General features: G+C 59.6%; 10 protein-coding genes and 1 pseudogene. 8 read left to right on the forward strand and 3 right to left on the reverse strand.

All coding sequences use genetic code 11. The features are described from left to right. Nucleotides 1-280: 280 nt before the first annotated feature. Nucleotides 281-3,271, forward strand: coding sequence for an excinuclease ABC subunit UvrB (uvrB, locus tag PH547_RS02790; protein ID WP_285167341.1), 2,991 nt, complete (start codon nucleotides 281-283; stop codon nucleotides 3,269-3,271). Nucleotides 3,272-3,325: 54 nt separating this feature from the next. Here the strand turns inward: uvrB and PH547_RS02795 are convergent, their stop codons facing one another. Continuing rightward, nucleotides 3,326-3,838 carry a DUF6428 family protein gene (locus tag PH547_RS02795; protein WP_104823345.1) on the reverse strand — a complete coding sequence of 171 codons (513 nt, stop codon included), beginning with the start codon at nucleotides 3,836-3,838 and terminating at the stop codon, nucleotides 3,326-3,328. Between the two features lie 42 nt (nucleotides 3,839-3,880). On the opposite strand from PH547_RS02795, the gene PH547_RS02800 reads away from it, so the two are divergent. The 4 genes and pseudogenes from PH547_RS02800 to PH547_RS02815 form a co-directional block, all read left to right on the forward strand. Continuing rightward, the gene (locus PH547_RS02800; RefSeq protein ID WP_104823346.1) at nucleotides 3,881-4,234 is read left to right on the forward strand and encodes an ArsR/SmtB family transcription factor; all 354 of its coding nucleotides are present in this window, start codon (nucleotides 3,881-3,883) and stop codon (nucleotides 4,232-4,234) included. Nucleotides 4,235-4,264: 30 nt separating this feature from the next. Next, on the forward strand, nucleotides 4,265-4,966 hold the full coding sequence (locus PH547_RS02805) for an aquaporin (RefSeq protein WP_285167342.1): 702 nt from the start codon (nucleotides 4,265-4,267) through the stop codon (nucleotides 4,964-4,966). Further along, nucleotides 4,963-5,391, forward strand: coding sequence for an arsenate reductase (glutaredoxin) (arsC, locus tag PH547_RS02810; RefSeq protein WP_285167343.1), 429 nt, complete (start codon nucleotides 4,963-4,965; stop codon nucleotides 5,389-5,391). The genes PH547_RS02805 and arsC overlap by 4 nt, the downstream gene beginning before the upstream one ends. A gap of 38 nt (nucleotides 5,392-5,429) precedes the next feature. Continuing rightward, nucleotides 5,430-5,620 (forward strand): annotated as a pseudogene (locus PH547_RS02815) (hypothetical protein); the annotation flags it as partial. Nucleotides 5,621-5,721: 101 nt separating this feature from the next. Here PH547_RS02815 and PH547_RS02820 read toward each other — a convergent pair. After that, nucleotides 5,722-7,779 (reverse strand): AAA family ATPase, encoded by a 2,058-nt coding sequence (locus PH547_RS02820; protein WP_285167344.1) that lies wholly within the window; start codon nucleotides 7,777-7,779, stop codon nucleotides 5,722-5,724. Nucleotides 7,780-8,235: 456 nt separating this feature from the next. Between PH547_RS02820 and PH547_RS02825 the strand changes: the two genes are divergently transcribed. Next, entirely contained in the window at nucleotides 8,236-9,681 is a 1,446-nt protein-coding gene (locus PH547_RS02825) for an adenylate/guanylate cyclase domain-containing protein (RefSeq protein ID WP_285167345.1), read from the forward strand. A 51-nt stretch (nucleotides 9,682-9,732) separates the two neighbouring features. Here PH547_RS02825 and PH547_RS02830 read toward each other — a convergent pair whose 3' ends face one another. Continuing rightward, nucleotides 9,733-10,476, reverse strand: a complete 744-nt coding sequence (locus PH547_RS02830) for an ROK family protein (protein WP_285167346.1) — start codon at nucleotides 10,474-10,476, stop codon at nucleotides 9,733-9,735. 261 nt (nucleotides 10,477-10,737) lie between these two features. Between PH547_RS02830 and PH547_RS02835 the strand changes: the two genes are divergently transcribed. Together PH547_RS02835 and PH547_RS02840 are read left to right on the forward strand one after the other, a co-directional pair. Then, on the forward strand, nucleotides 10,738-13,146 hold the full coding sequence (locus PH547_RS02835) for a glucan 1,4-alpha-glucosidase (protein ID WP_285167347.1): 2,409 nt from the start codon (nucleotides 10,738-10,740) through the stop codon (nucleotides 13,144-13,146). A gap of 136 nt (nucleotides 13,147-13,282) precedes the next feature. Continuing rightward, nucleotides 13,283-13,822 carry an AAA family ATPase gene (locus PH547_RS02840; protein WP_104823355.1) on the forward strand — a complete coding sequence of 180 codons (540 nt, stop codon included), beginning with the start codon at nucleotides 13,283-13,285 and terminating at the stop codon, nucleotides 13,820-13,822. Nucleotides 13,823-13,825: the final 3 nt, after the last annotated feature.

Consider the following 13,825-nt stretch of genomic DNA (forward strand, 5'->3'; position numbering starts at 1 on the left):
GTCCTCCGACCGGATGGCGGCGGCGAGGCGGGCAATTCCGGATGCCGTCGAAGCAAGGGGGAGCCCGGCACCGGCCGGGCGGTTCGACGCTGCGGCGGGCTTTTCCTCCAGCGCTTACGAAATTAGCTGGCGGATGTCTGGAGCAGCGTCCCGCCAACGCCTTCGTCGCCTTTCGGTTCCATCACATTTTGTGTGATCGGAAGTAGAAAAATCGACGTCTGTTTCCCTTTTGTACTCTTTCCCCCTTCACATCGGCGCTGACTCCCTCCATATTCCGCCCATGGCAAAATCACCGAAAAATTCCTCCGCCCCGACCGGTTTCGAAGAGGCGCCGCAGGCACCGTTTGAAGGTGCGCCGTTGAGCGGCAGCGTCGCAGATTGGGTCAAGCGGCTCGAGGCGGAGGCGGAAGCCAGCAGCGTCGAGAGCCAGCGCGAAATCGCCTCCAAGGCAGGCAAGCACCGGAAGAAGGTGGAGATCGCTGCATCGAAATCGGCGCGCGGCACCTCCATGGGCGGTTCGACCGACCCGAAAACACGTGCCGCTGCCGGGCTCAATCCGGTGGCCGGCATGGACACAACGCTGGAGGAGGCCGTCAATGCCGGCACGGCCGTCACTGCCACGGTCGAAGCGCTGTCGGCGCTGATCGAGAGCGGCAATCCGCTGCACAAGAACGGCAAGATCTGGACGCCGCACCGCCCTGCTCGGCCGGAAAAATCCGAAGGCGGCATCAGCATCCGCATGGCCTCGGAATACCAGCCCGCCGGCGACCAGCCGACGGCGATCCGCGACCTCGTCGAGGGCCTGGAAAACGGCGATCGCAGCCAAGTGCTGCTCGGCGTCACCGGCTCCGGTAAGACCTTCACCATGGCGAAGGTGATCGAGGAGACCCAGCGTCCGGCCGTCATCCTGGCGCCGAACAAGACGCTGGCGGCGCAGCTCTATTCCGAGTTCAAGAACTTCTTCCCGGACAATGCGGTCGAGTATTTCGTCTCCTACTACGATTACTACCAGCCGGAAGCCTATGTGCCGCGCTCGGACACCTATATCGAGAAGGAATCCTCGATCAACGAGCAGATCGACCGCATGCGCCACTCGGCGACGCGTTCGCTGCTGGAGCGCGACGACTGTATCATCGTCGCTTCCGTCTCCTGCATCTACGGTATCGGCTCGGTCGAGACCTATACGGCCATGACCTTCCAGATGAATGTGGGCGATCGGCTGGACCAGCGCCAGCTCCTGGCCGACCTCGTGGCGCAGCAATACAAGCGCCGCGACATGGATTTCATCCGCGGCTCCTTCCGCGTGCGCGGCGACACCATCGAAATCTTCCCGGCCCACTTGGAGGATGCCGCCTGGCGCATCTCCATGTTCGGCGACGAGATCGACGCCATCACCGAATTCGATCCGTTGACCGGCCAGAAGACCGGCGACCTGAAATCGGTGAAGATCTACGCCAATTCGCACTATGTTACACCCCGGCCGACGTTGAATGGCGCCATCAAGGCGATCAAGGAAGAGTTGAAGCTCCGCCTCGCCGAGCTGGAAAAGGCCGGCCGTTTGTTGGAAGCGCAGCGCCTGGAGCAGCGCACCCGCTACGATGTCGAGATGCTGGAAGCCACCGGCTCCTGCCAGGGCATCGAGAACTATTCGCGCTATCTCACCGGCCGCAATCCCGGCGAGCCGCCGCCGACGCTGTTCGAATATATTCCCGACAACGCCATCATCTTCATCGACGAAAGCCACGTCACCGTGCCGCAGATCGGCGGCATGTACCGCGGCGACTTCCGGCGCAAGGCGACGCTCGCCGAATACGGCTTCCGCCTGCCCTCCTGCATGGACAACCGCCCGCTGCGCTTCGAGGAATGGGACGCCATGCGCCCGGACACGATCGCGGTGTCGGCAACGCCGGGCGGCTGGGAGATGGAGCAATCCGGCGGCGTCTTCGCCGAACAGGTCATCCGCCCGACCGGCCTGATCGACCCGCCGGTCGAAGTCCGCTCCGCTCGCACCCAGGTCGACGACGTGCTCGGCGAAATCCGCGAGACCGCCGCCAAGGGCTACCGTACCCTCTGCACCGTGCTGACCAAGCGCATGGCCGAGGACCTGACGGAGTATCTGCATGAACAGGGCGTGCGCGTCCGCTACATGCACTCCGATATTGACACGCTGGAGCGCATCGAGATCATCCGCGATCTGCGCCTCGGCGCCTTCGACGTGCTCGTCGGCATCAATCTGCTGCGTGAAGGCCTCGACATTCCCGAATGCGGCTTCGTCGCTATCCTCGACGCCGACAAGGAAGGGTTCCTGCGCTCGGAAACGTCGCTGATCCAGACGATCGGCCGCGCCGCGCGTAACGTCGACGGCAAGGTCATCCTCTATGCCGACACCGTTACCGGCTCGATGCAGCGGGCGATGGAGGAAACCAGCCGCCGCCGCGAAAAGCAGATGGCCTATAACGAGGAAAACGGCATCACGCCGGAATCGGTTAAGGCGAAGATTTCCGACATCCTCGACAGCGTCTACGAGAAGGACCACGTCCGCGCCGATATCGGCGGCGCCTCCGGCAAGGGCTTTGCCGATGGCGGCCATCTCGTCGGCAACAACCTGCAGGCCCATCTCAACGCGCTGGAAAAACAGATGCGCGACGCCGCCGCCGACCTCGACTTCGAAAAAGCCGCCCGCCTGCGCGACGAAATCAAACGCCTCAAAGCCGCCGAACTCGCCGTCATGGACGACCCGATGGCCCGCGAAGAGGCAAGGAACATTGAAGGCGGCAAAATTGGCCGCCCCAATCCTTCGAGGCCCCGGTCCCCTTCGACAAACTCAGGAGCCTCCGCACCTCAGGATGAGGACGGAGCAGGCGCCGCATCGGGAGGTAGAGGCAACCCTCATGGTGAGGAGGCCCGCAGGGCCGTCTCGAACCATGAGGAGGAAGCGCAGCGCTCTTATTTCGCCAAGCCCACCCTCGACGAAATGGGCCCCGGCAGCGACGCCGGCACGCCCCTCTTCCGCAAAAAAACCAGTTCGGACGCCTTGTCCGGCACAGCCGGGCAAGATAGCGAATCCGAGCAAGCAAGAACTCGAGGCTATTTCCGAAGGAATAGCCTCGACGAAATGACCGTCGGCAGGACGGAAAAGCCGGTCCTCGGCAAGGTGCCGGACAAGCCGATCATCCGCGCGAAGCCGGGCGTCGGCTCCTATGAGGATGCGGTGGATGAGAAGCAGCGGAAGGGCCGGCCCAAGGGCAAGACGGGGCGGCCTGGGAGGTAAGCGGATTTCAGTTTTCCAGTGGCAACTTGCGGCTCATTGCGGTCATCGCATGGACTACCCGCAGCACTTGGCAGCAGCCGCCGATCCGCAGCAGGCCGCCACTTGAGCCTGTTCAGCCAGCCACCGGTCACGCGGCTTACAACTCGCCGCGCGGGGAACGAGTTCGACATATAGCGCACCATCGCAGATGACAGGAGTCGATGCGCAATAGAGCCGCATCGGCTGCACACCATCGCTTACCTCAAAGGTCAGCTTCGCCGAGCCATCAAGCTGAACATGCTCGGAAACCTTGCGAATGATGGCAGCGAACTTGCCCGCAAGCATATAGGTGCGGTTGCCTTCCTCGATATCCCAGAGCTGCACGAAAATCTCTGCCCATGCTTCCGGATTGGCCCCGCAGTCCAGCGCTGAAAACTGCCCCGCCTTGACTTCGGTGACATGATAGCCCGGCTTCACCGACCGGCCCTCATAGCGGAATACAAGGGGCAGATCGCGGGAAGCTGCCAATGTCTCAAGCAAAAGGCCAAGGTTGATATCCGAAGATTGGACCTTGTCGATCGCATTCATTTGAGATACCCATCGTTTCAACATTTCAAGGATTATTGAATTATGGATGAACGTCAAGCTCTCGCTTCGTTCGGTGCGCTCTCGCAGGAGACCCGACTACAGATCATCCGCATGCTCGTCGTTGCCGGTCCGGACGGCATGTCGGCAGGAACAATTGCGGAAAAGCTCGAAGTATCGCCTTCGAACATCTCGTTCCATCTTAAGGAACTGGATCGAGCCGGCCTCGTCAACCAGCAGCGTGAAGCTCGCTCCATCATCTACACCGCCAATTACGATGCGCTGAGCGGCCTCGTGCGTTTCCTGATGGAAGACTGCTGCGGGGGCAATCCCGAAATTTGTGCACCAACGGCCAAGGTTGCCGCCTGCTGCGCGCCCGCAGAGGAAAAAGTTCAATGAACGTCCCGATTTGGTCTGTGGTCTGAAGCTATGACTTTGTTTCCTCTCTCGCGCCGCCTTGCCTCGGAAGCCCTCGGCGCGGCACTTCTGGTTGCGACCGTCGTCGGTTCGGGCATCATGGCGGACAGGCTGACGACTGATACGGCGCTTGCATTGCTCGCTAACACGCTTGCGACGGGTGCGATCCTTGTCGTGCTGATTACTGTGCTGGGGCCGGTTTCCGGGGCTCACTTCAACCCGGTCGTATCGCTGGTTTTCGCGCTCCGTCGCGGACTGACCGCAATGTCGGCTCTGACCTATATCGTCGCGCAAATCCTTGGTGGCATTGTCGGAACCATTCTTGCCCATGCCATGTTCGAATTGCCCTTGCTTCAAACCTCGACCACCATCCGTGCCGGCGGCGCGCAATGGCTTGCTGAAATAACGGCCACGTTCGGCCTCATCTTCGTGATCCTCGCCGGCCTGCGGTTTCGGTCCGAAACCGTGCCCTGGCTGGTCGGTCTCTATATCACGGCCGCGTACTGGTTCACGGCTTCCACTTCATTCGCCAATCCCGCCGTCGCTATCGCCCGCTCGCTGACAAACACCTTTTCGGGCATCCGTCCGGTCGATCTGCCAGGCTTTATCGTCGCGGAAGTCCTGGGCGCATTGCTGGCATCGATGCTCGCTAGCTGGCTGTTGATGGAAGCCCGCAATCCTCAAACTCCTACAGAAACGGAATCCGCCCCATGACCATGGACGTCACCATCTATCACAACCCGCAATGCGGCACGTCGCGCAACACGCTGACGATGATCCGGAATGCCGGCATCGAGCCGACTGTCATCGAATATCTGAAAAATCCGCCGACCCGCGAACAGCTCGTCAAGATGATTGCGGATGCAGGTTTGAGCGTCCGCGAGGCAATTCGCGAGAAAGGCACACCCTATGCCGAACTCGGCCTCGACAATCCGGACCTGACCGACGATCGGTTGCTCGATGCCATGTTGAAGGACCCGATCCTGATCAACCGCCCATTTGTCATCACGCCGATCGGCACACGCCTTGCCCGGCCTTCCGAGGTCGTTCTGGATATCCTGCCCGACACCCATAAAGGCTCCTTCACCAAGGAAGACGGCGAGCAGGTACTCGATGCCCAGGGCAAACGCCTTGTCTGAACGCGTGCTGCTTCCCGCCGTGCTGGCCGTCGATGGCCGGCACGCCCGTCTTCCGCAAAAATACCCTCAACGAAATCACCGTCGGCAGGACGGAAAAACCGGTTCTCGGCAAGGTGCCGGACAAGCCGATTATCAGGGAAAGCCGGGTGTCGGGTCCTATGAGGATGCGGTGGATGAGAAGCAGCGGAAGGGTCGGACGAAGGGTAAGACGGGGCGGCCGGAGAGGTAGAAGTCACTAGCGACTTCGCTGTTGGCCTACGCCAGACATCAGTCACTACATTATTTCAAGACCGCGTGGTAGGCTGGAAATGCATGCAAAAGTAACTTCATCTAAGACTGGATAAGTTCCTCCAATTGCCCGCGTACGATAGCCCAGTCCTCTGACTCCAAATCACGCATTGTTCGCGCGATAACATCATAGAAATTTGCCTCTGACCGCTTTAGTTGCAGTCGCCGATATAAATCTGAAAGCAATTTCTTACCATCACAAAGTTCGCGCCACTTCGCATCCCACTGCAATCGAAGTTCATCTCGACGCCTAGAACACTTATGAAGAAATTCGATTTTCCACTCCACCGGAGAGATCTCGGGCATAGACGCTCTGGCCGCTACCCACCGCTCAGAAAGTTTTGTAGCAATTGCATCTGAGCCGGATTCAGCAAGATCATCTTTCTGAAGCGAGCTATTTTGAAAACCGTAAGAGTTATAGACCTCGCGCGCAACTATCGCATCGAGTTGTTCAAAGGCGATTTCCCGCACCAAATTGTTGACCTCTCCGGCGCTTTCGATTGTATTTTTGGTCAAATCCTCGTTTCGTAAGATTTCGGATAGAACATCCGCGCCCATCATATAATTCTCTATCGATCGACGTTTCCATTGGAGCACACGCACAGCGTTGGAGCTTTTAAGCGTGGTGATTTCCTCGTCGCGGTCAAAAATTAGGTAAATGGGAGCAACTTTTTGCCCTTGAATTTCAAGCGACTGTAGCTCCGAAATGGTTTTTTCGACCTCGCGGCGTCCTCCGCGATCTTTGATTTTGAATCTACGAGCGTAATCGGGAAAAGCTATCTCCAAGAACCTTACGTCTGTGGTTCCCTCGACGAGAATAGTACCTTGGTAAAGTAGTGACTCGCTAACAGACGTTCCGAGCCGGTTCAGGGCCTCCGCATATTCATGTCGAGCGGCTTTACTAACGCGAGTTATATCAGTGGGTGACTTGAGATGAAGAAGCGCGCACTCATCATTAGAAAAAGCCCCTGAAAGAATCTCGGGAGAATGACTGCACATAAGGAACTGAACTCCCCTGGGCTTAGAGTATTGTCGCAACATGAACGTCAGCAAATCCCGGCTAACTGCAGGATTAAGATGCAATTCTGGCTCGTCGAATAAAGCGATCCCATGAGGGGCTAGCGATTTCGCGACTATCAAAAACGTGAGCGCAATATTTTTCTCGCCGCTGCTTAAGCTATCTAACTCGATTAGTCTCTCCGTTGTCAGTTCTCGTGTCATGACGGATAGTAATCCCAGGTCATTCACACGAATAGATTCGATGCGCCTTCCTTTAAGAAGTTCCGTAAATATCGTTTCAAATTCTTGTTTGACTGTATTTGTCCCATCTTCAGTCCCCTCAAGGACCATAGCGTTGATAATCAGGTTCTTCAGTCTTTGATACTTCAGTTGCGGTTGTGAGTTGTGCATCTCAAGCTGTTGTTGCGCATCCGGTCCCCCCAGTTGAAGATTCGTTTCTCCGACAGGCAGAGCGCGATCAGCAGGAAAATAGGAGAATATCGACTGAGATGGCGGCAACCGCTGATCCAAAAAGGCAAGCACAACGCCCGCTATCGGATCGATTACGCGTAGCTCTCCAGTTGCGGGCTGAAATGAAATTCCCACCAGCAACGTGGGGTCGGTTTTTAAGCGACGGAAAAGATTCCTGAGGTCCTCACTAACCCTCTTACTTGTCTCCACCCCTTCAGGGGACTGCATAAACTGCAAGAGCTGAGCAGGGTTAGCGAAATTTAGTCCGAGCCTTGCCGCTACAAAGTTCTGAGTTATTGGAAGAATGGAACTCTCACAGCCGGCAATCTCTTCAGCAGTTAGTGTGTAAGTTGTGCGGATCTCGACTATCTGAGAATGGTCTCTCGCCAACCCGTCCAAGAATAGGCGCTGAGGAAAATGTGGCGAAGCAGCGCTTAAAGAAATAAGAACCTGTGCTGCTTCGTTTTGGGTCCTTGGCGCAGCGAGAGCTTTTGCCAATCGAACTGCCTGCAAAATAGTAGTTTTTCCAACGCCGTTTGGCCCCACGATGACATTGATATGCGGACTCAGGTCAACGTTGATGTCTGATAGGGCTCGGAAATTTTTTATCCCAATATGGCTGACATACATTCGTCTTCTCCCTTTTGTCACCATTCAAAGCAACTCCTGCGGGATTCGCAATAAAAATGATTGATGCTGAAAGATGTATTTGTCGAGTTTGCTAATGTGAACTCAAAGATTGCCAGCATTTTCCCACCCTCTGAAACTCCCGCCCTATCTCGCACCACCCTCCCCTCGCTCCGATATTGCCCCTTGCCTCTTGTCGTAAATCCATGAGCCACATACCCTCTCGGGCATTTGCGGCGGCGGTTTCTTGAGCCGGTCGATATTGCCATCGCCGATGACGAAGTCCCGGTAGCGACGCCGGCATGCCCCCTTCCGCAAGAACACACTCGATGAAATGACCGTCGGCAGCACAGACATCCTCAGCGGACGCGCGCTCCATTCTTTGCTATAGTCTCAAATAGCCAAGACAGGTCCCAGTATGTGGCCAAACCTGATCGATAGCTGAAGCGCAGGTGCCACATGACTGACGTTCAGGAAAGGCTCCTTGAAAGCAAGATCATCGAGATCGAGCAGGCCCGGTCTTGGAGTCCGCGAGTCATCTCCAAATTCGAAACGCTGATCCGCAGCGGTGACGACTTGTCTCTCTACCGCCTCAATCCCCTCGCCTTCGCTCGTGACCGCGCCATTGCGGAGGCGGAAAGCATCGATCTGTTTCTCCATGCCACCCGAAGCGGATTGTTCGAGATGAGCTGGGACGTGGTGTGCCCGCAATCCGGCATGGTGCTCGACAGTTTCGGCGCGCTGCGAACGTTGAAGACCCACTATGTCTGCGGTCTGTGCGACGTCAGCGGCGAAACCAACCTAGATGACTTCATCGAAGTCACCTTCACGGTGTCGCCGCACCTCCGCCGGCTGCCTTTTCATGATCCCGGCTCGCTCTCAGTCGAGGATTTTCACTGGAAGGCGCGATTCCTGAGCGACGCGCGAATACCCGGCCAACAGGTCCGCTTTCTCGATGTCCTGCAGGGACTGGTTCGTGGACTCTCTTTTCTGCCGCCTGGCTCGGTCACGACGTTGAGGGCGGAGCTCGGTCCCGGCGCCCTGGCGGGCATCAATGTCCAGACCCAGGCCAGTTTTGCATTGCCGGTCATAGGCGAGCCGGTAACGGAGCCGACGCACCTCCGGATCGGATATGACGGGCAGCGGTTTTCCGCTTCGCTGCCGGCAATGCCGCCCGGCCCTGTCATCATCGACGTGCAGAACTCCGGTGCCGTGCGTGGCTCGTTGCTGCTGATCAATTGGCCGCCTGAAATCCTGGCGCAGACAATCAAGCCGGTCCTCGACTTCGATCCTTACATGTCGGGCGGGATGCTGCTGGCCCGACAGACATTTCGGCGCCTGTTCCGCTCGGAAAACGTCGACGAGAAGGAAGGTCTAGGCATCCGTCAGGTGACCCTCCTGTTCACGGACCTCAAGGGATCGACCGCCATGTATGAGCGGCTTGGCGATCTCAATGCCTATGCGCTGGTTCGCGAGCATTTCGCACTGCTCGGTGCGACGGTGCAGGAGCACTCAGGCGCGATCGTCAAGACGATCGGCGACGCCGTGATGGCTGCCTTCTCTCGTCCGGCGGATGCTGTCTCGGCTGCGCTGCACATTCTGGGGGTCATCGAGCGCTACAATGCCGCGCATGGCGACCCGAGCCTCATCCTGAAGATCGGAGCCCATTGCGGCCCCTCGATCGCCGTGAGCTTGAACGAAAACCTCGATTATTTCGGCCAGACCGTCAATGTTGCCGCACGCGTGCAGTCGCTGGCTGACGCGGGGGAAATATGCATTTCCGAAGCGCTGTTTTCGGCGCCGGGTGTCAGCCAACTCCTCGCCGGTCAAAGACTGGTTGCCTTCGAGGCTCCTCTCCGGGGCGTCGAGGGAATTGCATGCGTATACCGTGTGATGCCCAATTAGACATCGCTGGAGGCACCGCCGATACCCTAAGTCCGCCGGTCTTGCCTCCCCTCAAAACCGCAAACTGTCATCCAGCCAGACCCGGAAACCACCGCGAAACGCGTTATCGTTATTGCCCCGCCGACACTTCGGTGGCAGTTCCTTGAGCCGTTCGACATTGCCCCCGCCGATGACGATGTAGTTCGGCAGCAGGGCCCTGTCCAAGCGCTCGGCGACGTCGAATACCGATTTTCGCCACTTGCTCTTGCCCCGTCGCTCCAGGCCGCGTTCGCCGACATAATCTTCGAAGGTCGCCTTTCGGTAGGGCATATGCGCCAGTTCCAGCGGCATGCAGACGTTGTCGGCGATCATGGCCGAGCCGAGGCCGGTGCCGAGACCAAGGAAGAGCATGCGGCCCGCCTCGTAGCTGCCGATCGCCTGCATCAGCGCATCGTTGACCATCCGCACGGGCTTGCCGAGCGCTGCCTCGAAATCGAAATCCTTCCATCCCGGTCCAAGATTGAACGGATCGGCTGCGGCGCGGTGGGCGACCACGGGTCCGGGGTATCCCATGGTGACGAGGTCGTAGTGCCAGTCGGATGTGAGATCGCGCAGCGCGTCCACCATCTTGGCCGCCGTCATTTTGTTCCCCGATTCGACTGCTCGCCGCTCGCCGCCGCTACTGAGTTCCACCTTCACATGCGATCCGCCGATATCGACGGCAAGCACGGTGCGGCGGGCAGGCGCCGCATGCGCCTTCGGCTTGCTGTGGTGACGTGTTTGCTCTGCTGCGGGTTCTTCCGTCATGTCATCCATGTCTAGCGCTCCTCCCTAAGGCATGCCGCGCAAAAGCGCACAGCGGTTTTGCGATAACGACATGCGCAAAATCAAAGGCCCAAAGCGCAAGGAGCGAATCCCAGAGATCGCGATGCGCTTTAGACCCTGCCCTTCGTCGCTCCCACGCCTATGGGGCGCAAGATCGGCACTCGCTGTCAAGTCCGGGGCGTATTGCGGATCGCTTAAATTCAATCCAGGATGGCTCCGAAGAGGAACGCATACTGAGCGGAGGATCGACACTTGGCCTATCCGACACTGCCACCCGGTTCCATAGACCCGCCCGGGGCCCCGGGCATCGAGCCTCGCTGGACCTCGAGCGACAAGAGCGCGGTCGGCACTGCCGTCAGCACGGCGAGCAGCGTTTGGTTCACGGCGAGCCATGGCATCCTCAACGAGATCTACGCGCCGCGGCTCGATATGGCCTGCGTCCGTGATTTCGGCTTCATCGTGACGGCCGACGGCTATTTTTCCGAGGAGAAGCGCGATGCCGATCATCGCGTGCAGGCGATCGAGGATGGCGTTCCGGCTTTCCGCCTCGTCAATACCGCCCGCGACGGTCGCTATCGCATCACCAAGACCATATTTTCGGACCCAGAGCGTGAGGTGGTGCTGCAGAAAGTCTACTTCCAGGCGCTCATCGGCGATCTCTCCGACTACCGACTGCATGCCCTCGTGGCGCCGCATCTGGTCAACGGCGGCGCGGACAACACTGGCTGGTACGGTGACTTCAAAGGCAGGCCGATGCTCTTCGCCGAGGGTTCCGGGCGGGTGCTCGCCGTCGCCGCCTCGGTGCCCTGGCTGGCGCGCTCCGTAGGTTATGTCGGCTTCTCCGACGGTTGGCAGACGTTGTCGCGCGGCCAAGGGCTGAAGGAGGAGTACCGCTACGCTGCATCCGGCAACATCGCGCTGTCGGGGACGCTCGATATCCAGGCGAACGAAGGGCGCGCGCTGATCGCCATCGGCTTCGGCACGCAGCCGGAAGAAGCTGCCTTCCGCGCCGTCCTCAGCTTGGAACAAGGTGTCGAGCCGGCGCTGAAACATTATCGCAGTGGCTGGCGGGAGTGGCAGGCCAGCCTGCTTGCCCTGGACGAACCCCACGACCCCAGCCAGCTAAACCGATACCGCGTCAGTACCGGCGTGCTTGCCACTCACCGCGACGATGCCTCCGGCGCCATCATCGCCAGCCTGTCCATTCCGTGGGGTTTCAATAAGAGCGACGACGACCTCGGCGGCTATCATTTGGTCTGGACGCGCGATCTCGTGGAAACGGCCGGCGGGCTGCTTGCCGCCGGCGCCAAGGCCGACGCGCGCTCCGTGCTCGACTATCTCTCGGCGATCCAAGAGGCGGATGGCCATTGGGTGCAGAATGCGTGGCTCGATGGCCGGCCCTATTGGTACGGCATCCAGATGGACGAGACGGCCTTTCCCATCCTGCTCTACGACATGCTGCTGCGCGCCGGCGCGATCGACGCGTCGGAGAGCGGCCGGTACCTGCCGATGATCGAGGCGGCGGCCGCCTATATTGTCAGAAACGGCCCTGCTACCCAACAGGATCGCTGGGAGGAGGATGCCGGCTACTCGCCGTTCACGCTCGCCGTCGAGATCGCCGGCTTGCTCGCGGCGGCCGATGCGGTGGAAGCAGCCGGCCGGCTGGCGGCGGCGCAATATCTGCGCGAGGTGGCCGATGGCTGGAACGAGCGCATCGAGGAATGGACCTATGCCACCGATACGGAACTATCGCGTAGCCTCGGCATCGAAGGCTATTACGTGCGCATCGCCTCGGTCACGGATGGCAGCTCGTCACTGAGGCGTGACTTCATCCCAATCCGCAATCGCGATGACGCCAGCGAAGTCTTGGAGGCGGACCTGCTTATCAGCCCGGACGCGCTGGCGCTGGTGCGCTTCGGCCTCAGGGCCGCCGACGATCCGCGCATCCTCGGCACCATCGCCGCGATCGATTCGGAATTGCGGCGCGACCTCTCCACCGGACCCTACTGGTACCGCTACAATGACGACGGCTACGGCGAGCGCACCGGCGGCGCGCCCTTCGCCGGCAGCGGTGTCGGCCGGCTATGGCCGCTGCTGACGGGCGAGCGCGCACATTATGAACTCGCCGCCGGGCGGCCGGATGAGGCGAAGCGCCTGCTGACGGCACTGGAAGCCTCGGCAAGCGAAGGCGGGCTCCTGCCCGAGCAGATCTGGGACAGCAAAAACGTGCCCGAACGCGAGCTTTTTCTCGGTCGCCCCTCCGGCAGCGCCATGCCTCTGGTCTGGGCCCACGCGGAACACATCAAGCTGCTGCGCTCGATCCGTGACGGCGTAGTCTTCGATATGCCGCCCCAGACCTTCGCCCGCTACGTCGGCGCCAAGCCGGCACCCGCGCCCTTCGCCTGGCGCCCGACGAACAAGCGCGCGCGTATGCCGGCAGGCCGCGCCCTGCGCATCGAACTGCCGGAACCAGCGCAGGTGCACTGGTCCACCGACGGCTGGTCCAGCTTCACCGACAGCCAATCTCACACTACGGGTTTCGGCATGCACATCTGCGACATACCGACGAAGGCGCTCGGCCCGGGCACGATCATCTTCACACTCTTCTGGACGGATACGCAGCGGTGGGAAGGCGCGGATTTCAAAATCGAAGTGGTTTGAGAGCGGCCCGGCGTGCGGAAAGCTGCGGCGCAATTGGCGAAGATGCTACCATTGAGGGACCGAGCCCGCCGGTCGTTGACAACTCATCGTTTTCCAGCCAGTTGAGGTCATCTCAATTTTCCCGACCGGTGTCCTCATGTTGCCTTTGCACTCCCTTGGCGAGCGCGTTGTCGTTGTTGGCCCTTCCAATGCGGGGAAATCGACGTTGGCGGTCGCCCTTGCTAAAAAGCTTGGTTTTCCGGCCGTCCATCTCGATCAACTTCATCATCTGCCCTATACGGATTGGCAGCCGCGCCCCGAAGCAGAGTTCGCCGCGCTTCACGATGCGGCAATTCTGGGAGAGCAGTGGGTTATGGAAGGCAACTACTCGCGCCTGATGCCGCAGCGTTTGGCCCGTGCTACCGGCGCCATTCTCCTAACGTCCAATCACTGGCTACGCTTTTCCCGCTATCTCAAGCGCACGCTGATCAACCGCTCGGACCGCGCGGGACATCTCGAAGGTGCCCAGGACAGCATCAAATGGGAAATGATTCACTGGATTCTCGTGAAGACTCGCGACAGTGGCGTCAAATATGCAAAAATTCTCCAGGAATCCGGTTTGCCAGTCGTCGAATGCCGCACAGCGGATGCGCTCAATAACCTCTATCGGGTTTGGGATTTGCCAGCGCGGCGATAATCC

Origin of the sequence: Rhizobium cerradonense (assembly GCF_030182455.1) — a bacterium.
Lineage (GTDB): Bacteria > Pseudomonadota > Alphaproteobacteria > Rhizobiales > Rhizobiaceae > Rhizobium.